Raw genomic sequence first — 22,814 nt, 5'->3', positions numbered from 1 at the left:
CACCGATAGGTTATCCTTTGCGTGTGGGATTTTTTGTATGCATCATCTTTGGACGGCGTTTCATCATCATAAGTGGCATGCGAACCATCAGGTCTTTCCACTCACTTAAGCGATAAGGAACGGCTGGACTCAAATAGGGCACACCAAAGCTTTTTAATTTAACTAAATGGCTGGCCATTAAAAGAAAAAAGAGAATGACCCCGTATAATCCAAATGTGGCAGCACATAGCATTGCGGGAAAACGAAGCATCCGTAATGTAATCCCAATACTATAGTGCGGAATGGAAAATGATGAAATAGCGGTTAAGGCTACTACAATGACCAAAACAGGGCTAACGATCCCTGCCTGTACAGCAGCTTCCCCAATGATTAAACCGCCGACAATTCCCATTGCGGGACCGATTGGCTTAGGTAAGCGGAGTCCTGCTTCCCTCAAAATTTCGATGGATATTTCCATGAATAATGCTTCGATAAGTGCCGGAAACGGAACCCCGGCCCTTGTTCCTATAATGGAGATGGCCAGTTTGGTCGGAATCAACCCTGAATGAAATGAGATGAAAGCTATATACAAAGACGGTGTAAAAAGAGCCAGAATAGATGCGAGGTAACGAAGCATACGGATGAATGTGCCAGGAATCCATCTTTCATAATAATCTTCCGGTGACTGCAACATCATGCTTAAGGTAACCGGAACGATCAAAGCGAATGGCGTCCCATCCAATAAGATGGCAACTCGACCTTCCATCAAAGCAGCGGCTACTCGATCAGGACGCTCTGTATTCTGTACCTGCGGAAAAGGACTAAGGTAATTATCCTCGATAAGTTGCTCTACATAACCTGATTCCGGCACACTATCAATATCAATTTTCTTAATTCGGTTTTCTACCTCTTGAACTAATTCGGGATCAACAATATCTTTTATGTAAGCGACAACTAAGTCCTTTTTTGAACGCTTTCCTACTTGAAATTTTACTAACGATAAATTTTCAATTTCACCACTACCCCTTAAAAAGGATGTATTATCACTCAATGATTCAGTGAAACCGACCCGTGGACCTCTGACTAATGCCTCTGATACCGGTTCTTCAATCGACCTTGTTTTAAGTTTTGTCGTTCCGAGGATTAGTGCATCCACTGATCCCTCAATTAAAAGAGCGGTAGACCCTGTTAATACTTTTGATGCTAAATCTTTAATGGAACCAACCTCTTCTATGCCACTAATAGATAACACTTCATTTTTTATGAATTCTTTTGAAATGCTTCCTTTGGTATAAGGAAGGTTCTGTTTATATTCTGCTGAAAAATCAACCATCAATGATGGCATAATATGTTTATCAATGAGGTCTTTATCCGATAGTCCATCCACAAAAATGATAATTGACCGAATATCGGTTCGCCCTATATTAAATTCCCGAAAATGCACATCCCAATTATGGCCAATTTCTTGCCTAACCATTTCTAGATTAAAATTAAAATTATCTGTAAACTGACCAGTTGAATCTTGGGAGGTATACGCTTCTTGTTTGTCTTTATCGGTAACTTTTCCTTTTTTACTAATCTTTGATATCCACTCTTTCATTTTCATCACTCATCCTTTGAGTTACGAAGCCTATAAAATAATTTGGCAATCAAAAACGGAATAAAAAACACTATAAAAGCTTGTATAAAAACCTGCCATTCTGGAAGGTAGGAAACAATCGTTTTCCACATTTTCATCACCCTATACTTGCCTAATATCAGCAGCTAAAATCTGTGAAATCTTCTGCAAAATTCCTTTATTTCTCAAATAGTATTATTATCTTCTACGTTTCTTATACAGTGAAGTTAAAAGCAATTGTCCATCACTATATATATGTATTAGCTATACGGCACAATAAATGTCATCCAACAATCTTACATAACAGGATGATCCCAAGCTAATAGCTAATGGTCATTGGGAAAAGAGCGGTCATAAAAGTCTTCGATAGTGAAAATATGTAAGTAGAATAATACTAAGAGAAGCAAAAGGAACAGAAGTACTTTGATTTAGTTGAGGAGAGAACGAGGGAAAATCAATATCATCTGGAACTTAATTAACGATGAATGAAGGCGGAATTCCCATATATTAAAGTGAGGATCGAATGATTTTATTTTTCAATAATTGACTTTTCCTCATACATTAAAGTTGAGAGGGTTTATGCTAATGATTGAAATATAATTTTGAAAATATAAATATCAAATTGAAATTATGTTTGAAGTGATATATACTGAAAATTGAGAATAATTAGTAATCATTATCCATTTTTGGAAAAATATCTACTTTTATCAACGATGGACTTAGTGAAAAAAGAATTGATAAATTAGCTCTTCAAAAGTTATCCCAATCGCTACTACTTTTCTCCCTGGAACGGATAAACGGTTCTCGCTTTATAGGATTGTGAAGCCTGGTGTAGATAAGAGTGAAAGGAAAGAATTTCGTCCGAATGAATGAGAGTTTTCTTTTGTTTCGACAATTGGTCAAAAGGTAAAGTTGTTCGTTTCTTGTTTTCTAAAGTACGATTTCATAGGGGGAATATGATGAATATATGGACAAGCTGCACACTAAGTTCAATTCTGACTCTCTCATTACTTGTTTCTCCTGTATCTTACGCTAAAGCAAATGCAAATCAGGAAGTTACTGTGAGTAAGGAGACTAGCCAGTACCCCGTGTTAACGAAGGCCAAAAAACCGGAAGAAGCGGGCTTCTCATCTGAAAAACTGGAAAAGGTAGATCAGCTTATTGAAATGGAAGTGGCTGCCGGTTTTCCTGGTGCTGCCCTGATTGTCATAAAGGACGGAAAGATTGTTAAAAGTGAAAGCTACGGGTACAAACAGAAATTTAATGAACATATACCTCTTAAGAAGTTTCGTAAAATGGAAAAAGACACTTTATTTGACCTTGCTTCAAATACGAAGATGTATGCAACTAATTTTGCCATTCAAAAATTAGTCAGTGAAGGCAAGTTGGATATCCATGCAAGAGTTCAGCAATATATTCCTGAATTCAAAGACACGGAGTCGGATGTGATCAAAGGAAAGGATAACCTGAGGATAATCGATGTTCTTCATCATACAGCAGGGTTTAAACCAGATCCGCAATACCATAATCCAAAGGTTTCGAAAGATCTTTATTCACAGGAACGGGATAAGACCATTGAGTTCATATCCAAAACACCGCTGACATATGTACCTGGAACACAGAATGTATACAGTGATGTCGACTATATGCTGCTCGGTGCCATTGTTGAAAAAATCACGGGTCAGCAGCTTGACGCCTATGTTGAAAATAAATTGTACAAGCCGCTTAATTTGAAAGATACAAAGTTCAATCCTCTGCAAAAGGGCTTTAAGCCAAAGGATATTGCGGCAACTGAACTGCTTGGGAACACTCGGGATGGCGTGATAGATTTCCCTAACATTCGCAAATACACGCTTCAAGGTGAAGTTCATGATGAAAAAGCCTTTTATTCGATGGGAGGCGTTTCAGGTCATGCAGGTCTTTTCTCGACTACCAGCGATCTCGCTGTCCTTCTGCAGGTGATGCTGAATGGCGGGGGATACGGTAAGCATATGTTGTTTGATAAAGACACAATCGATGAATTCGTTGCCCCCTCCGAGATGAACCCTACCTATGGACTCGGATGGAGACGAAATGGCGATGCCAGCATGGAGTGGATGTTCAGTCCTTATGCGAGCGACAGTGCATACGGACATACTGGATGGACTGGGACGGTCACGATCATTGATCCTGAAATAGACTTAGGGATTGTTTTACTTACAAATAAAAAGCATTCTCCGCTAGTTAACCCTGTAGCCAATTCGAATCAGTTTTTTGGCGATCTCTTCAAAACAGGGAGCTATGGAAGTGTTGTAACTGCGATTTATGAAGCATTGGAAACGAATGAATAAGAGGAAAAGAATAAAAGAATAAAATGATTAACAGCGGATGAAGCCGACGTGCTAAATCAAAAAAAGTCTGTGAATAAAGTTCTGCTGAGGGAGAATGGTTAATTACTGATAGGGGATAACCTTATGAATTCCAAGTGATTTATTTATATCTCTTTAAAGCTGAAGGCCTCCCATCGTTTATTTTGGGAGGCCGTTCTTCTTGTTGTCGGTTATGGTAGAGTGCCTTGACCGTTGTAGGATTTCTTTTATACAAAGGGAATTAAACTGTTTGAGCAAGGATTAGATTTTTATATGCTCCGTCTTGATGGAGTAGGTGTACAGGTGGAAAAGGAACGCAGGCTTTTATTACTGATTTCAGTGGCATTGGCAGGGGTTTCGGTGGGCGGAGGTATTACGTTTTTAGGCCTGATTGCACCGCATATAGCCAGGAGATTAGTGGGGGCGAGACATGCAAAACTATTACCACTGACTACAATCTTAGGTTCATTATTGCTGTTATCCGCCGATACATTAGGACGAGTGATCATGGCCCCAATGGAATTGCCAGTGGGGATTATCGTTTCGATTTTAGGAGCGCCGTATTTTATCTACTTACTCGTGAAAAACATTTAATATATGTGAAGAAGTTCAGGAGAGATAAAGAAAAGTAGAAAAAGCACATTTTCCAGCTTGACGGAGGATGGGCTGTTTTTGCAATCAGGGGAATATGCCTTTTTGAGAACCTTTGATGATTTTCAAAGGATATTCATGACCATGTACGATGGATAGGCTGGCAATGGGGGTGAAAAGTCATCCTCTAAAAGAATTATTTAAAAAAATATGTTGACCGAATGGCTTGTATCCGCTTACAATGATACTTAGTTATTAGTGTATTTAGAAAATTGTAAAAGAGGTACCTGCATGACAAAGGAATTCGACAGAAGAATCGGGCGCCATGCAATCATGTACGCGTTTGCGGAAGAAGAGGAAGAAGTCATATTAACAACTGATCTAAAGCGGATGAATTGGCTTTATGGAAAAGGTAAAGTCGGTTCAATGGAGCTGCAGAAAATAGTTGCGGCCATTGAGACATCAGCGAAAAGACTGGGATTGGTCAATCCCGACATTTATCGTGAAATGCATGCGCTGTATCATGCAATCATCGAAGCACTCCAAGGAGTGACACGCGGCCAAGTCGAGCTTGGCGGTCTTTTGAGGACGGCAGGCCTTCGGTTTGCAATCGTTCGGGGCAGGCCGTTTAAAAACGGGGACGAAGGTGAATGGATTGCTGTCGCCGTGTATGGAACGATTGGAGCACCGGTTCGGGGATTTGAACATGAAGCGGTTGGATTGGGAATTAACCACATTTAAATAATTAAAAGCCTATAGTTATTTAGTGAAATAGGGGGCTGTATTGGAAGACTGGATAAGTCTGTCAATATGGCCTCCTTTTGTTTGTTAAAAAAAGAATAGGGGTGCAGGAAATGATTATGTTAACGGGCCAAACTTTAACGATTGATGAAGCGAAAAAAGTATTGTATGGGGAAGCATTTGTCACGGCTTCAGCCGAGAGTGTTAAGAAAGTGGAAAAAAGCCGGGAAGCGGTTGAAAATATCGTGAAACAAAAGAAGGTCGTTTATGGCATTACAACAGGTTTTGGAAAGTTCAGCGATGTTTTGATTGATGCAGAGGACGCAGAGCAGCTACAGTGGAATTTGATTCATTCCCATGCATGCGGGGTGGGGGAACCGTTTCCTGAGGTGGTTTCAAGAGCTATGGTCCTTCTCCGTGCCAATGCTCTATTAAAAGGGTTTTCCGGCGTCCGTCCTGTTGTCATTGAACGTTTGATCGATCTTTTGAATGCCCATATCCATCCGGTCATTCCTCAGCAAGGTTCTCTTGGGGCAAGTGGGGACTTGGCGCCGCTTTCCCATTTGGCGCTAGTATTGATGGGAGAAGGGGAAGTGTTTTATAAAGGAGAGCGAATGGAGGCCATCGTAGCTTTATCGAAGGAAGGCATTCTTCCAGTGACACTTAAAGCAAAAGAAGGTCTTGCATTAATTAACGGTACACAGGCCATGACGGGGATGGGCCTCGTAAATTACATTGAAGCTGAACAGCTGGCCCATCAAACTGAAGCGATTGCTTCCCTGACGTTGGAGGGGTTACGCGGCATTGAAGATGCCTTTGATGCGGATGTTCATCTGGCACGCGGATACCGCCAGCAAACAGAGGTCGCGGAACGGATCCGTCGAATGATCAATGGCAGCCAGCTAATCACCAAGCAAGGAGAACTGCGGGTACAGGATGCTTATTCGCTCCGCTGCATCCCGCAAGTGCATGGTGCATCATGGCAAACTCTTGATTATGTTAAAGAAAAATTGGAAATCGAAATGAATGCAGCGACGGATAATCCGCTTATCTTTGATGATGGGGAAAAGGTTATTTCAGGGGGGAACTTCCATGGCCAGCCGATTGCTTTTGCAATGGATTTCATGAAAATCGCTGTTGCCGAGCTTGCGAACATTTCAGAACGCCGGATTGAGCGACTCGTCAATCCACAGCTGAATGATTTACCGCCATTCTTAAGTCCGTCACCTGGCTTGCAGTCGGGAGCGATGATCATGCAGTATTGTGCAGCTTCACTCGTTTCTGAGAATAAAACACTCGCACATCCTGCAAGTGTTGATTCCATTCCATCTTCAGCGAACCAGGAAGATCATGTAAGCATGGGAACGATCGGGTCCCGACACGCCCATCAAATCATTCAAAACGTTCGCCGCGTTTTGGCGATTGAGCTCATTTGTGCCTTACAGGCGGTGGAATACCGTGGTACTGAAAAAATGGCTCCATTTACAAAAGAGTTTTATACGGAAGCAAGAAAACTCATTCCAAGCATCACCCAAGATCGTATATTCTCAAAAGATATTGAAGCAACGGCAAGCTGGTTACATCAAATTGATTGGAATTCATTTATTCACAGGAGTTTACCTACGACATAAATCCCGGTGATTCTTTTTCAACAAATGTTAGGCTTATAGCCCTTTCACTTGGGTTTTTAAGCCTAACATAGTTGCGTAAATGCTACATAGATCCCTGAAATCCAAAAAAGGTCTCAGCATAGAGAAAATGACCTTTAAAATAGTAATAAGTGCAGGAAATAACTATTGATGGAATGATCGACTTTACTTATTCGTGCTAGATTAAATATGAATTTTTGGAGGGGAATCTAATTTGGAAAATCGGCAATTGCAACTGCCTGTTAAAAATGAACAGAACCAGCCGTCAAATACTTTACAAAGAAAGCTAAAGGCGCGCCACCTTACGATGATTTCGTTGGGCGGTGCAATTGGAACAGGGCTTTTCCTCGGAAGCGGGCCAGCCATTCACTCTGCAGGACCTGGCGGGGCTTTGGTCGCTTACGCTGTAATTGGTATAATGGTTTATTTTATTATGACAAGTCTCGGAGAACTTGCATCATTCATGCCAGTCAGCGGAGCTTTCAGTACCTATGCTACGCGTTTCATCGATCCAGCTCTAGGGTTTGCACTTGGTTGGAACTATTGGTTCACGTGGGCGATGACTCTTGCCGCGGAACTATCCGCCGCAACGATGGTAATGAAGTTTTGGTTTCCTAACAGTCCGTCATTTTTATGGAGTTCTTTGTTTTTAGTTTTGATATTCTTATTGAATTACGTATCTGTTAAAGGGTATGGAGAAGGGGAATATTGGTTTTCACTCATTAAAGTGGCGACCATCATCATTTTTATCGTCGTCGGTATTTTGATGATATTCGGGATTATGAACGGAGAGGCGATTGGTTTTAAAAATTTCACAGTTGGTGAAGCTCCTTTTGCCGGTGGATTTTTGGCAACATTGGGTATTTTCATTGCTGCTGGTTTTTCTTTTCAAGGTACGGAAATAGTAGGGGTGGCAGCAGGTGAAAGTGAAGACCCGGCAAAAAATGTACCTCGTGCAGTTCGCAGCATCTTTTGGAGAATTTTCCTTTTTTACATCCTGGCGATACTTGTTATTGGATTGATCGTTCCTTATACGAATGGCAGTCTGCAGGGACACACGATCATGGTCAGCCCATTTACGATGGTGTTTGAAAAAGTGGGACTGGCATTTGCTGCTTCCGTGATGAATGCCATCATTTTAACGGCCGTATTATCCGCTGGTAATTCGAGCCTTTACGTGACAAGCCGAATGTTGTACTCAATGGCACACGAAGGATTGGCACCGCGTATTTTTGGCAAGCTCAACAAGCGCGGCGTTCCCATTTGGGGACTTGTTGTGACATCACTTGTAGGGATGTTGGCATTTTTTGCTTCCGTTTTCGGTGATGGGGTCATTTATATTTGGCTGATGAATGCAGTCGGAGTCACTGGATTTATATTTTGGTTGGGAATAGCGGCAAGCCATTACCGGTTTAGAAAAGCCTATATTGCTCAAGGGTATTCACTGGACGATCTTCCCTATAAGTCAAAATGGTTTCCTTTCGGACCGATATTTTCCTTTGCCCTTTGTTTTTTCGTTTTATTGGCGCAAAACTATCAGGCCTTTATTGGCGATGACATTAACTGGGCTAGTGTGTTCGCTGCCTATCTTGGCATCCCATTCTTTCTGGTAATGTGGCTTGGATATAAGTTCATTAAGAAAACAAAAGTAACTCCGCTAGAGGAATGCCAAATTGATTTTGATGAACATAGGAATGCCAATTAGTATGTATCGATAATATGCATTAACCTTGAAATGAAATAGTTGTTTCAAGGTTTTTTTCTGTATATATGACACATTTCCATGTATGTCTGCATAAAACATAACCTATAAAAAAAGTATAAAATTCCAATCTTGCCAGATCCGGAACCGCTTAAATTTACCCGTTATTTATGACTGAAATTCACTTTTTCCTTTTTTTGGATCGTTTTGGATTATAAAAAAACTGAAAAAAATTTGTTGCTGATGATGGGCGTTTATGATTAAAGGAAGCCAAAGTGTTGGTATATCAAGGTTTTTAGAGTCTTCAGGAACCTTAAGAATCGATGGCGTAAATGGGCTTTTTAGGTAAGAATTCCGTCCCACATCATTTGAACTTATATTCATTCTTTGTTAAGGTAATGAAGTACTTTAGGGATACAGGTTCAGTCCGTGTGTTGAGACTGAACAAAACTCTAAAATAAAAAACCATTATATTTCAGTTGGTATATGCTGTGCCTGTTATTTTCCTCAGTTGTATTGCACCTCTTTTCCCTGCAAAGCTCAATTAGACACATTGGGAATCCCATAATCATATTTCTATGCGTTTTGGTGTTATACTGCACTGCAAGTATCATTCCACCTGGTTAAGGAAATGAAGTACTTTAGAGGGTAGTCGTAAGTCCACCATCTGGACAAAACTCTAAGTGGAAATCGTTTATATTACAGTTGGTATATGTTGTGCCTGCTAGTTTCCTCAGTTGTGATTGTACCTCTTTTTTCCTACTTGAAATGCTCAATTTATCACACATAATATAATCCAAGTAAAGAAGTACTTCTTGGGAATAATAAAAATATAGATTATTTTTCTATGCACGTTATGCCCTGTGCCACTGAATAAGTGTCACTTCCGCTTTTTTGAAGAAAAAGTAATGGGGTAGAATATGTTAATGTCGGTTATTTCAAGATACTTGTGGATTAATAATCATCACTCGCATAAAACGGGGGAATTCAGCAAAACTGAATATCATATGGGCAACTATTAGAATGAGGTGACTTGATGAAGCCGTATGTAGAAGTCAGAAATGTCTCGAAAATTTTTGGCAAATCTCCAAAAGCAGCAACAGACTTATTGAAGCAAGGCAAGACGAAAAAAGAAATCTTGAAAGAAACGGGACAAACGGTCGGAGTGAATAATGTTAATTTCGAGATTTATCCCGGAGAGATTTTTGTCATCATGGGCCTATCAGGAAGCGGGAAATCCACTTTGATCCGCATGTTCAATCGTTTGATCGATCCCACTTTGGGTGAAATCTTAATTGATGATGAAGATATCGTGAAGATGAACGCTGCCAGATTAAGGGAAGTCAGACAAAAGAAAATAAGCATGGTCTTTCAGAACTTTGCTTTATTTCCGCATAAAACGATATTGGAAAACGCTGAATTTGGGCTCGAAATACAAAAAGTTGATCCAGCAAAACGTCATGAAAATGCGATGAAGGCTCTTGAGGCCGTTGGATTGAAAGGCTACGAAAATCAGCTGCCATCACAGCTTAGTGGTGGTATGCAGCAAAGGGTTGGGTTAGCCCGGGCACTCGCAAGTGATACGGATATCCTATTGATGGATGAAGCCTTCAGTGCCCTTGATCCATTGATTCGTAAGGATATGCAGGATGAACTGATTCAAATCCAAGATCAGTACAAAAAAACGATCATTTTCATTACCCATGATCTTGATGAAGCATTAAGAATCGGGGATAGAATTGCCCTTATGAAAGATGGCAGTGTCATTCAATTGGGAACCCCTGAACAAATCATGATGAATCCAGCCAATGAATTCGTCGAGAAGTTTGTGGAAGATGTTGATCTATCAAAAGTATTGACAGCATCTCATGTGATGATACGACCAGAGAAGATCGCGGTGGACAGAGGTCCGAGGGTTGCCTTGGAAATCATGCGCAAACAAGGGTATTCCAGCATTTTTGTTGTGGATAGAAAGCAGAAGTTATTGGGGGCCGTGACTGCTGAACAGGCTCGTCAGGCAATGAGCAATAACCAATCAATATCTGAAGTGATGTCAACCGATATCCCCACTGTAAAAGAGGATGAATTACTTGGAAACCTCATGGATGTGATGGCGACTTCAAGTTTGCCAATCTCAGTCATCGATGATCAGAATAGAATTAAAGGAATTCTGCTTCGCGGTGCCGTTATCGGTGCTTTGGCCGGAAATAAAGATTCCTTGAATGAAATGGAGAGTGAATAATTCAATGAATATGCCGAAAATCCCACTAGGAGCTTGGGTCGATTCTTTAGTGGATTGGATAACTATTGTATTTGCTGGATTATTTACACTTATTACGAATGTGATCGAGGGACTACTGGATATCCTGGTCGATGTAATGAGTGCTGGACCTTCCATCGTGTTAATTATAGTCCTAACCCTTCTGGTTACCTATACAAGCAGATGGCCCTTAGGGATATTTACATTCATTAGCTTACTATTGATCGATAATCTTGGTTATTGGGAATCAAGCATCCAAACACTGGCAATCGTTATATTGTCAGGAGTCTTAACGATAGTGATCGGGATACCGATCGGAATATGGTGTGCCCAAAATAACACTGTGCGTAAGATTGTTACCCCGATCTTGGACTTCATGCAAACAATGCCTGCATTCGTTTATTTGATTCCTTCGATCTTATTCTTTGGAATAGGGGTAGTGCCGGGGATCATTGCGTCATTCATTTTCGCAATCGCACCGACAATCCGTATGACCAATCTTGGGATTCAAGAAGTGCCTAATGATCTGATCGAAGCATCGGATGCTTTTGGTTCAACCAGCAGCCAAAAGTTATTCAAGGTACAAATACCATTGGCTACTCCAACGATAATGGCAGGAGTTAACCAAAGTATCATGCTGGCACTATCCATGGTAGTTACAGCTTCATTGGTTGGAGCACCCGGACTTGGGGCGGATGTCTACCGGGCTGTCAGCCAAATAAATGTTGGGCAAGGATTTGAAGCAGGTTTATCCATCGTAATCATTGCAATCATTCTCGATCGTATCACGCAAAACCTACGTAAGCCAGCTTACGAGCATATCATTAGCAGAAAAATCATTTTTACAATATTGGCGATACTCGTTGTATGTACTGCACTATTCAGTGCTTTTACAAAAGATACGGCTGGGAACGGGGATGAAAACAGTCTAGCTGCCAAAGCCGATTATGAAATCATCGGAATTGAACCTGGAGCAGGAATAATGAAGTTGACTAAAACGGCTATAGATGATTATAAGCTGGATGATTGGAACGTGGTTGAAGGGTCATCGGCAGCGATGGTTGCAGAATTGAAAAAAGCAATTGATAAAAAAGAACCGATCGTCGTTACTGGATGGTCACCGCATTGGATGTTCTCGACATATGACTTGAAATATCTCGAAGATCCGAACGAATCCTTCGGCAAGGCTGAAAATATTAATTCGATTGCCAGAAAAGGCCTCGAGCAAGATGCCCCTGGCGCTTATAAAATTCTTGATCAATTCTTCTGGGATACTAAAGATATGGAAGATGTAATGGTCAAAGTTACTGAAGGTATGTCTCCTTCAGAAGCAGCAGAAAAATGGATAAGCGAAAATCAGGACAAAGTAACAGAATGGACCAAAGGTGCTAAATCAGGAAATGGTGAAAAAATCAAACTGGTTTATGTTGCTTGGGACACTGAAATTGCCAGTACAAATGTGATTGGCAAGGTACTTGAGCAGAATGGCTATGATGTAACATTAAGTCAGGTTGAAGTGGGGCCAATGTTTGCCGGCGTAGCAAACGGAAGTGCGGACGCAATGGTGGCTGCATGGCTCCCGGGAACACATCTTGAATACTATAATAAGTATAAAGATGATATGGTTGACCTTGGACCAAACTTAAAAGGAACAAAGCTTGGTCTGGTCGTACCGGATTACGTCGATATTGATTCGATTGAAGACTTAAAATAAGAAAAACGAGGCAATTTTGTATTATCCCCTACAGGTAGACTGAGGAAAAAGAGAGCATGATAAAAATGTTCTTAACAGTTTAACCTGGGAGGGGATTTTTCTATGGCAAAAAAGGGGCAAAGAATTAATATGAGAAGTCAATCGTTTGATGTTGGATGAGGGTTAGTCGTATCGTCAGTTTCGTGAGCGATTTGGTTTAAAGGACGACAGTATACATCCAGTTTTAAATTCTATAATACCAGTAACGTTAAATCGCCTAAATAAATTGAGGGCGATTTTTTTCTTTCATCAGAAGTAACACATTACCATTGTTTATGATCCTATTTCAGTTAAACGAGCCGGAAATAAAAATTCTTGTTAACCGATCTGTTAAAGAACCATTTTATACAAGTTGATTTTATTACAGGTGCAAAAATAATTCCTATTCCTAAGAAGGCTTCAAGCTTGATGAGAAAGTCTTTTTAATAGGAATGGTAGCAAAATTGAGAATTTATAAAGTGTGGGGTATGTAAACCAAGCCGTTTTACAGGAGAAATAAGTTGGCATGGTTTTTGCTGTATAAAATAGTGAGTAAAAGTTGGTAGCCATTTACATCCTAATCATTAATGCTGAAGCGTTAGATTGGTGAGCTACTTTATAAAATGGAAATGAGGTGCTTAGAATGGCAAAGCTGAAGAATGATACACATTACAAAATTTTGATTGTAGGAGGTGGCAGTGCCGGAATTACGGTCGCAGCTCGTCTCTTGCGTGAATCACGTACTCTGAGCGGAAACATTGCCATCATTGACCCTGCCACGAAACATTATTATCAGCCATTATGGACACTTGTAGGAGCTGGCGAAGCTGACAAAACTGTGACACAAAGGGAGGAAGCATCCGTTATTCCGAACGGAGCCGTGTGGGTACAGGATGCGGTTTCCACATTTGAGCCCGATGAAAATGTTGTTGTAACAGCATCCGGAAAGAAACTGCACTACGAATATCTAGTTGTCGCAGCCGGGATTCAAATTGACTGGCATAAAATCAAAGGTTTAAAAGAGAGTATAGGAAAGAATGGGGTATGTAGTAATTACTCTTATGATTATGTTGATAGCACCTGGGAGGCGATCAGAAACTTCAAGGGGGGGACTTCCATTTTCACCAATCCCAACACGCCGGTAAAATGCGGTGGGGCTCCTCAAAAAATTATGTATATAGCAGAAGACTATTTCAGAAAATCAGGAGTTCGCCAGCAATCTTCGGTTATTTTTGTTTCTGGTAGCCCATCCATATTCAATGTGAAAAAATATGAACAAGCACTAAATAAGATAATTGAACGAAAAGAAATAGAGACATATTTTATGCATCATCTTGTTGAAATTGATGGTGACAAGAAGCGAGCGACATTTGAAAACCTGAACACAGAAGAGCGCGTGAATATGAATTATGACATGATACATGTGGTACCACCGATGAGCGCCCCTGATATTATCAAGAATAGTTCGCTCGCGGCAAGTAATGGGTGGCTGAATGTGGACAAATATACGCTTCAGCATCAACACTATGACAATGTATTTGGCATAGGGGATTGCACAAACCTGCCTACGTCAAAAACGGGGGCTGCGATTCGCAAACAAGCGCCCGTGCTTGTGCAAAATTTGCTTCATCGGATGCGTGACAAACTTATGGTTCATAAATATGACGGCTATACATCATGTCCGCTTGTTACTGGATATGGGCGGCTTATACTGGCTGAATTCAATTATGATTTACAGCCGCAAGAAACCTTTCCAATCGATCAATCCCGTGAGAGGTTCAGTATGTATTTATTGAAGAAGAACTTGCTTCCCGTTATGTATTGGAACGGGATGCTTAAAGGAATGATGTAATAACATTGATAGCCATAACAAAACAAAGTATCCGAGGTGCTTGAAAGGAGAAGGATTTATGCTATTAAAGTATTTTTATGATGAGAAACTGGCTCAAGCTTCATACCTTGTGGGATGTCAGGCTACCGGCGAAGCAATCATTGTTGATCCCTCACGTAATATAGAACCTTACATAAAAACTGCAAGAGCACATGGTGTGAGGATCGTGGGAGTAACGGAAACACACATCCATGCCGATTTTTTGTCTGGTTCACAGGAGCTGGCTTCAAGGCTTGATACCACATTGTATTTGTCTGATGAAGGAGGGCCGGACTGGAAATATGAGTACGCAACTGGGTATGAACACCGCTTTCTGAAAAATGGAGATGTATTTGCCATTGGAAATATCAATTTTGAGGTGGTACATACACCAGGACACACACCTGAACATATATCGCTGCTCGTAACAGATGGGGGTGCATCTACCAAGGATCCACTCGGTATATTTACCGGGGATTTTGTATTTGTCGGTGATGTTGGACGGCCCGACTTATTAGAAAAAACAGCAGGGGTGCACGGGTCTTCGGAAAAAATGGCAGGCATGATGTATCGGTCTTTACAGCAGTTTAAAAACCTTCCTGACTATCTGCAAGTATGGCCGGGGCATGGAGCGGGCAGTGCTTGTGGAAAAGCGCTAGGTGCAATCCCGTCGTCAACCATCGGCTATGAAAAACGGACAAATTGGGCACTGCAATATGATAATGAGGATCGCTTTATGGAAGCGCTATTGGCTGGACAGCCTGAGGCACCCCCTTATTTTTCAAAGATGAAGCGGTTGAATAAAGAGGGAGCGCAACAAATTCGAGGGATAGCAGCACCACTTACAATGGAGGATTCAATAGATATTGTGCAGGAATGGACGGAACAGGGAATTGTCTTAGATACGCGTCCAGCCTGTGAATTTGCCACCAAGCATATACGAGGCGTAATTAATATCCCATATAACAAATCATTTGTAACGTGGGCGGGATGGCTCTTGGATTATGACTTGCCTATATATCTTCTAGCAAGCAATGCAGATGTTGCAGATATTGTAAAAGATCTCCAGTCCATTGGATTGGATCGCGTCATTGCAACAATGGATCCATATATCATTGAGCACGCTGGCGAATCTGATTCACGCGTTATGAAATATGAAGAATTGACTATGGGTAAGATAGGTGACGCAATTCAAACAGAAAGCATATATGTGCTTGATGTCCGAAGCATGGCTGAATGGAAGGAAGGCCATATTCCAAAAGCTAATCATGTCATGCTGGGTCATTTACAAGAACAAGCACATAAACTTCCACATGATAAACCAATTTTGGTTTATTGCAAAACAGGAGGAAGATCAGCCATCGCTGCAAGCCTTCTACAAGTTCATGGTTTTAAAGAAGTACAAAGCCTTGTAGGCGGTTATGAGGAATGGAGAAAACAGAAGAAGTTGTGACCCACCGCAGATCTTAATGAAAATCTCTTAATTTTATCATCCATGCGAAAAAATTTCCTAAGATTGCAAAAGTGCTAATGCTTAGGATGAAACGTTTTTTAAAAAATGACCGTGTTATTAGGGACTTCAAACAAGATATTCTATGAAAATAAGGAGATTTTTAAAGAGAAATGAGTTGGCATGACAATTGCTTATATAAAAGTCAGGATACACAAGCAAACATGAGAAGGAGAGATACTCGATGAAATATAATTTTGACCAAGAAATCCGTCGACAGGGTACAGCCTGCGAAAAGTGGGATGATCTTGAAAATCATTTTGGAGTAAAGGATGTTATTCCGATGTGGGTGGCCGATATGGATTTTCAGTCTCCACAACCTGTCATCGAAGCATTAAAACAACGTGTGGAGCACGGTGTATATGGCTATATGCTTAGGCCTGACTCGTATATGGAATCCATTGTTGGTTGGCTAAAAAGAAGACATCGATGGTCCGTTGAGAAAGAATGGATTACCCACAGCCCAGGTGTGATTCCAGCCCTATCGTTGGCGATTCAGTCCTTCACGCAGACAGGGGACAAAATTATTATCCAACCGCCTGTATACCATCATTTTGCCCGTGTGATCCAAGCGAACGGCCGTGAAATCGTAAACAACCCGCTTAAGCTTGAAAATGGGAGTTATTCCATAGATTTCGATGATCTAGAGGCAAAGATAGATTCAACGGTAAAAATGTTGATTCTGTGTAGTCCTCATAACCCAATCGGAAGGGTATGGAGCAGAGAAGAATTGACGAGATTGGGACAGATTTGTATGAAGCATAACATTCTCGTTGTGGCAGATGAAATTCATTTTGACTTTGTTTATAAGACACATACACACATTCCTTTTGCCTCTATTTCAGAAGAGTTTGCGAATCATTCTCTTACCTGCATTGCGCCAAGCAAAACTTTTAACCTGATGGGTGTACAGACGTCAAGTATCATTATTCCAAACCAGCAGCTGCGTGAAAGGTATGATCGAGAACTTAATGCATTATCCATTGGTTCGCCGAACATATTTGGTGTTGTTGCGTTAGAGGCTGCATACCGCTACGGAGAAGAATGGCTGGATCAGCTCCTTGAATATTTGCAGGGGAATTTGGAGTTCACTCTGAGTTACTTCAGCAAAAACATCCCGCAAATCAAAGTCATTCAGCCTGAAGGCTCATACCTTGTATGGCTTGATTGCCGGGAATTGGGAGTTGAAGAAATGGATCAATTTATGTTGCGCCGAGCAAGGGTTGCAATGAATGAAGGGCACATTTTCGGTATGGAAGGAGAAGGGTTTATGCGACTTAATATCGCTTGCCCGCGTTCGATGTTGAAAAACGCCTTGGGTGGCATAGAAAAAGCTGTTTCCTCTTTGTGCAAAGCGTAGAAATTTATTCTATAATAAAATTATTTTATTATTTCATATAGCGCTATAGCAGAGGAGGATAATATGGCAGGCTTTATCGGCATACAGCAGTTTATTCAAGATTACGCTGAGAACACAGCAGGAATCCTTGGTCTGGATATAACCGTGCTTGATGAAAAGGGCGTTCGCATTAGCGGAACCGGCTACTATAAAGATCTCATTGGCAAAACTGCTCCGGAAGGCTCCTTTTTCAGAATGATATTGGAAACAGGGGAGCCTGGAGTGGTTTACGATGTGAAAAGAGATGAGTCGCAGTGTAGGAGTTGTAAATTCGTAAATCAATGCAAAGAACTAGCTACCATCGGGTTTCCTATTGTAAAGCAAGACAAACCGGTTGGCGTCATCGGCATGATTGGTTTTTCCCATGAACAAAAGGAGAAAATGATTTTAGAATCAGAGAATCTGATACAGTTTTTACGCAATGTTAGTACATTGTTAGTCAATAAATTAGCAATGCTGGAACCTGGTAAAGAACCGGGTTGCAAAATTCAAGAAGATATCCCGATCCCCCCGAAATCTATTACTTTTGAAAATATTCTTGGTAAAGATTCCGGGCTTCAAGATGTTATTAAAAAAGCAAGACGGATTATAAACAGCCCATCCACTGTCCTGATTAGGGGAGATAGCGGTACGGGGAAGGAATTATTAGCCAAAGCGATTCATTTTGAAAGCAAGCGCCGGATGCATTCATTTGTAGCAGTTAATTGCGCTGCCATACCTGAGAGCTTGTTGGAAAGTGAGTTGTTTGGTTATGAGGGCGGATCATTTACCGGCTCAAGTCGGAATGGGAAAATGGGAAAATTCGAATTAGCGCACAACGGAACCATCTTTCTTGATGAAATTGGAGATATGCCGCTTTTCTTGCAGCCAAAGTTATTACGGGTTTTACAAGAAAGAGAGATTGAAAGAATCGGAGGAAAAAAAGCAATTGAGATTAATGTACGGGTGATTGCAGCCACTCATCAAAACTTGGAGGAAATGGTGCGAAACGGCACTTTTCGCGAGGATTTATATTATCGTCTCAATGTCATCCCTCTCCATACCAAACCCTTGCGAGAGCGACGTGATGATATCGCTTTGTATCTTGAACATTTCATGCATAAACATTGTAAGATCATGCAAAGGTACCCATTGAGACTTGACCCCATGCTGGAGCGATGGCTCATACGCTATGATTGGCCGGGGAATATACGGCAGTTGGAAAACGCTGTAGAATATATGGTCAATATGGCCGAATCAGATATTGCGGGCTTCCATGATTTACCTGACTATCTCTTTCAACAGGATCCTCTCTCTTTTGAGTGTAGTGGATTAAGTTTAGAACAAATGATTTCAGAATATGAAAAAGACATAATCCAGAGCTTTTTCCTGGCTGAAAAATATCGAGATGATAAAGAACAAATTGCCCGGGAACTAAAGATTAGCCTGTCTACTCTTTATCGCAAGTTGGAAAAGTATAAATTATGTTAACTTCATCTATTTCACTCAAGAATGCGGGAGAGTGCTTATAGCATTTTCTCGACTGAATTTGATAGGAGTGAAGACAAAAACTGAAGGTAGAGGTATTTTATGAGTTGACCGAAAATTATAAAAATATCTCAATAAAGAGATTTTTCAAAAGAACAACAAGATGAGCCTGCATGCCAATTGTATTGGAACTATGAGTAAACAGGGGGACACTATGGGGAAATTAGAAGCAGAGATAAGCAACACCCTAGAAGAGCGAAATCCAAAAGCATCATTACAAAGGAAGCTTAAATCCAGACATTTAACGATGATGGCTATTGGTGGCGCTATTGGAACTGGATTGTTTGTATCCAGCGGATCGACGATTAGCACTGCGGGGCCGGGAGGAGCGCTTGCTGCATTCATTCTGGTCGGTATCATGGTCTATTTTGTAATGAATAGTTTAGGAGAGCTATCGGCCTTCTTACCGGTTCCGGGGGCCTTTGACATCTATGCCTCAAAGTATATTGATCCTGCGTTAGGCTTTGCGTTAGGTTGGAACTATTGGTATACGACCGCGATAACGGTTCCTGCAGATTTGGTGGCCTCTACTCTTATTATGAAGTATTGGTTTCCAGACGCACCTTCTATCTTGTGGAGCGCATTATTTCTGGGTTTGTTGATACTCTTAAATATTTTATCAGTCAAGGCTTATGGGGAAAGTGAATACTGGTTTGCTGGTATTAAGGTCATCTCGATCATCGTGTTTCTCGTTATAGGGGTTGCCATGATTTTTGGAATTATGGGAGGACATGAGGTCGGATTCAGTAACTTTACCCAAGGGGATGCTCCTTTCCATGGCGGGCTTATATCTATCTTTAGTGTAGTGCTCATCGCCGGCTTTTCGTTCCAGGGAACTGAGGTGATTGCGACGGCTGCCGGTGAAACCGAAAATCCATCGAAAAACGTACCCAAAGCGATTAGGTCAATCTTCTGGCGAATCCTTATTTTCTACGTAATGACGATTTTTGTTATCGGTTTGATTATCCCTTATACGGATCCAAACCTGCTTAAATCCGGCGTTGAAAACGTATCTATCAGCCCCTTTACGCTTGTTCTTGAGAAAGCCGGGTTGGCATTTGCCGCTTCTGTAATGAATGCCGTGCTTCTTACATCTGTATTATCAGCAGCAAATTCAGCAATGTATGCTTCTTCACGCATGCTATGGGCTCTAGCAAAAGAAGGAAAGGCACCACGAATCTTTGCACGCCTTAACCGGAAGGGAATTCCCATGTTGGCCCTCTGTACAACAGCAATTATAGGACTAGTCTCTTTTTTAGCTTCCCTTTTTGGAAATGGTGCCGTTTTTATTTGGCTGATAAACGCTTCAGCCCTTACCGGATTTATCAAATGGTTCGGGATTGCCGCTAGTCATTACCGCTTCCGTAAAGCATATGTAGCCCAAGGTCGAGATCTAAATGAATTGCCGTTTAAGGCCAAATGGTACCCTCTGGGCCCGGTTATCACACTGTTATTTTTTGTGGTTTTCATTTTTGGACAGACTCTTTTTTTCGGACATCAGATTGGCTGGGCGGAAATACTGGCTACGTACATTGGTCTTCCTATTTTCTTGCTTCTCTGGTTGGGTTATAAAATCATTAAGAAAACAAAAATGGTGCCGCTAATGGAGTGTGATTTTGAGCGCAAAGAATAAGTGGGAAGGTTGTGGAATGTAAGCGTTGTATTCAGAGGGATTTTAAATTGAATTCCGTTTTAACGGGATTACAAAAAACAAGAGGTGGTTTATATGATAAAAGAAGCAATCATGACAAAAGCAGCCCCCAAGGCTATCGGTCCTTATTCACAAGGTATTAAGGCAGGAAATATAGTGTACACTTCAGGGCAGCTCCCAATTGATCCTGAAACTGGAGAAATGCCTGATAATATTGAGGAGCAAACAAGGATGTCATTGGAGAATCTTAAGAATGTTATAGAAGCGGCGGGAGCAAGCTTACAGCAGGTAATAAAAACAACGGTTTTTTTAAGCGATATGAATCACTTTGCCGTGATGAATCATGTATATGAAGAGTTTTTCTCTGATAATTATCCGGCAAGAAGTGCGATTGAAGTTGCTCGTTTACCTAAAGATGCCTTTATTGAAATCGAAGCCATTGCTATGATTTAATAATAAAAGAAAAGAGAATGTTAGAATGATATTCTCTTTTCTTTTATGTACATATGGTTAGTCTTAAACAGAGAAATATGGAGGAGATTTAATATGAATTTAGCACAATTCCCCAGACAACGATATACACCAACATATACACCTATTGAGAAATTAGATCATTTTTCTGAAGTTCTTGGGGGCCCATCCATTTATGTTAAACGAGATGATATGCTTGGTCTGACGGCTGGGGGAAATAAAACAAGAAAACTGGAATTCCTTGTTGCCGATGCGTTGGAAAAAGGCGCGGATACGTTGATTACATGTGGAGGCATTCAATCAAATCATTGCCGCTTGACACTAGCTGCTGCGGTTAAAGAGAAAATGAAGTGCATCCTGGTGTTGGAAGAGGGACTTTCAAAAAATTCAGAGCCGGATTTTAACGGTAACTATTTTCTCTATCATTTATTGGGCGCTGAAAATATCAAAGTTGTGCCTAATGGAGCGGACTTAATGCAAGAAATGCAGAAAGTAGCTAATGAGGTAACGGAGAAAGGAAATCGACCTTACGTAATACCAGTCGGGGGATCCAATGTGATTGGCGCAACAGGATATGTTGCTTGCGCTCAGGAGATTTTGGCACAGTCATTTAATCAAGGAATCGATATGAAAGCAGTCATTTGTGTAAGTGGCAGTGGGGGAATGCATGCTGGTTTGGTGACCGGATTTCATGGAAATCAAAGTGGAATCTCGGTAATTGGAATAAATGTAAGTAGAGGAAAAGTTGAACAAGAAGAGAAAGTTTTTCAACTTGTTAAAGAAACTTCAGCACACGTCGGCATTCCAAATTCAATCCCTCGTGAGGCTGTTACATGTTTTGATGAGTATGTCGGACCGGGTTATGCTCTGCCTACATCTGAAATGGTGGAAGCAGTCAAGCTAATGGCAAGAACAGAAGGGATTTTGTTGGATCCGGTTTATACGGGTAAAGCGGCAGCGGGACTCATTGATTTAATCCAAAAAGGCACCTTTAAGCCGGAGGATAACATCCTATTTGTTCACTCTGGTGGTGCTTCATCGCTATACGCGAATACTTCTCTCTTTTATTGAAATCTGATTATTATATGGCGATAGTGTGAATCAAAAAAAATAAAATAGAAGGCCCAGTAAATATCCGGTTCTGGTTCTAAGATGCCTTTATTTGAAAGAGGTATTTAGAATCAGTCTCATGCAGCCATACCAAATAGTTGATGAATGAACTTCATCTGATTTGGAATAGACTTGAAAAATGCTTTCTCCTGCTGTGGGATAGAATATGATGAAAATTATCCTGTAATTAGACTATTAAATGAGGTTTGTTTTTTTGCATTCGTCAAAAATGAGCTGGACGAAAATTTCCGGCTCATTAGAATCATGGTTTTTAAGAAAACATTCACCATAATGTACATGTCCTTTCCTTCCATATATTCAGTTTTAAGTCGCTGGTTCAATCCCATCGTCTTCCAAAAGAAAAGCTCCATTTTGCTAAGCGGCTTACAGCTTAACCAATGGGGCTTTTTAAAGTATATGTGAGATATCCTTTTTTTAAAATTATATTCAGCTGTTAAAAATATATAATCGATATACGTTTTTTCCTTGTTTGGCATTTTATCAACAAATGGAGATCACATACGGAAAAACAGTTGTTATTTTCTTTTCATCAAATTCTAAAAGTCTCATCCAGTAATTGATAAATGACAAGCATTAGAATGACATCGTTCCCTGTTGCTTTTTATTTAACTTGCTGTTCTATTCCAAAATAATGG

The 22,814-nt window shown here is 40.8% G+C and carries 14 protein-coding genes and 1 pseudogene; 14 read left to right on the top strand and 1 reads right to left on the bottom strand.

Features of this window, described 5'->3' with window-relative positions:
• Positions 1-10: 10 nt before the first annotated feature.
• Positions 11-1,579 carry a spore germination protein gene (locus QUF86_RS03770; protein WP_483313906.1) on the bottom strand — a complete coding sequence of 523 codons (1,569 nt, stop codon included), beginning with the start codon at positions 1,577-1,579 and terminating at the stop codon, positions 11-13.
• A 977-nt stretch (positions 1,580-2,556) separates the two neighbouring features.
• Between QUF86_RS03770 and pbp4b the strand changes: the two genes are divergently transcribed.
• From pbp4b to cuyA, 14 genes and pseudogenes are all read left to right on the top strand, one after another.
• A complete protein-coding gene (pbp4b, locus tag QUF86_RS03765) occupies positions 2,557-3,927 on the top strand; it encodes a penicillin binding protein PBP4B (protein ID WP_289333653.1) in 1,371 nt (456 codons plus the stop codon).
• A 306-nt stretch (positions 3,928-4,233) separates the two neighbouring features.
• Positions 4,234-4,539: pseudogene (locus QUF86_RS03760) on the top strand (iron chelate uptake ABC transporter family permease subunit); the annotation flags it as partial.
• Between the two features lie 288 nt (positions 4,540-4,827).
• On the top strand, positions 4,828-5,277 hold the full coding sequence (gene hutP, locus QUF86_RS03755; protein WP_289318801.1) for a histidine utilization transcription antiterminator HutP: 450 nt from the start codon (positions 4,828-4,830) through the stop codon (positions 5,275-5,277).
• A 113-nt stretch (positions 5,278-5,390) separates the two neighbouring features.
• Positions 5,391-6,908 (top strand): histidine ammonia-lyase, encoded by a 1,518-nt coding sequence (hutH, locus tag QUF86_RS03750; RefSeq protein WP_289318802.1) that lies wholly within the window; start codon positions 5,391-5,393, stop codon positions 6,906-6,908.
• A gap of 325 nt (positions 6,909-7,233) precedes the next feature.
• Complete coding sequence (locus tag QUF86_RS03745) at positions 7,234-8,631, top strand: amino acid permease (RefSeq protein ID WP_289318831.1); 1,398 nt, start codon at positions 7,234-7,236, stop codon at positions 8,629-8,631.
• 1,033 nt (positions 8,632-9,664) lie between these two features.
• The gene (locus tag QUF86_RS03740) at positions 9,665-10,870 is read left to right on the top strand and encodes a quaternary amine ABC transporter ATP-binding protein (protein WP_192207592.1); all 1,206 of its coding nucleotides are present in this window, start codon (positions 9,665-9,667) and stop codon (positions 10,868-10,870) included.
• Positions 10,871-10,874: 4 nt separating this feature from the next.
• Positions 10,875-12,602: a glycine betaine ABC transporter substrate-binding protein gene (locus QUF86_RS03735; RefSeq protein WP_289318803.1), complete on the top strand. Its 1,728-nt coding sequence runs from the start codon at positions 10,875-10,877 to the stop codon at positions 12,600-12,602.
• Between the two features lie 661 nt (positions 12,603-13,263).
• Positions 13,264-14,472, top strand: a complete 1,209-nt coding sequence (locus QUF86_RS03730; RefSeq protein ID WP_289333652.1) for an FAD/NAD(P)-binding oxidoreductase — start codon at positions 13,264-13,266, stop codon at positions 14,470-14,472.
• A gap of 58 nt (positions 14,473-14,530) precedes the next feature.
• Positions 14,531-15,943 carry an MBL fold metallo-hydrolase gene (locus tag QUF86_RS03725; protein WP_289333651.1) on the top strand — a complete coding sequence of 471 codons (1,413 nt, stop codon included), beginning with the start codon at positions 14,531-14,533 and terminating at the stop codon, positions 15,941-15,943.
• Between the two features lie 241 nt (positions 15,944-16,184).
• Positions 16,185-17,360: a MalY/PatB family protein gene (locus QUF86_RS03720; RefSeq protein ID WP_289333650.1), complete on the top strand. Its 1,176-nt coding sequence runs from the start codon at positions 16,185-16,187 to the stop codon at positions 17,358-17,360.
• A gap of 63 nt (positions 17,361-17,423) precedes the next feature.
• Positions 17,424-18,869 carry a sigma-54 interaction domain-containing protein gene (locus QUF86_RS03715; protein WP_289333649.1) on the top strand — a complete coding sequence of 482 codons (1,446 nt, stop codon included), beginning with the start codon at positions 17,424-17,426 and terminating at the stop codon, positions 18,867-18,869.
• 211 nt (positions 18,870-19,080) lie between these two features.
• A complete protein-coding gene (locus QUF86_RS03710; protein WP_289333648.1) occupies positions 19,081-20,559 on the top strand; it encodes an amino acid permease in 1,479 nt (492 codons plus the stop codon).
• A gap of 93 nt (positions 20,560-20,652) precedes the next feature.
• Positions 20,653-21,030, top strand: a complete 378-nt coding sequence (locus QUF86_RS03705) for a RidA family protein (RefSeq protein WP_289318809.1) — start codon at positions 20,653-20,655, stop codon at positions 21,028-21,030.
• A gap of 93 nt (positions 21,031-21,123) precedes the next feature.
• Entirely contained in the window at positions 21,124-22,119 is a 996-nt protein-coding gene (gene cuyA, locus QUF86_RS03700) for a D-cysteate sulfo-lyase (RefSeq protein WP_289333647.1), read from the top strand.
• Positions 22,120-22,814 lie beyond the last annotated feature (695 nt).

This window comes from Peribacillus sp. NJ11, assembly GCF_030348405.1.
Lineage (GTDB): Bacteria > Bacillota > Bacilli > Bacillales > DSM-1321 > Peribacillus.
Note: the sequence above shows the minus strand (reverse complement) of the source record. Positions and strands in the feature narration are given on the sequence as shown.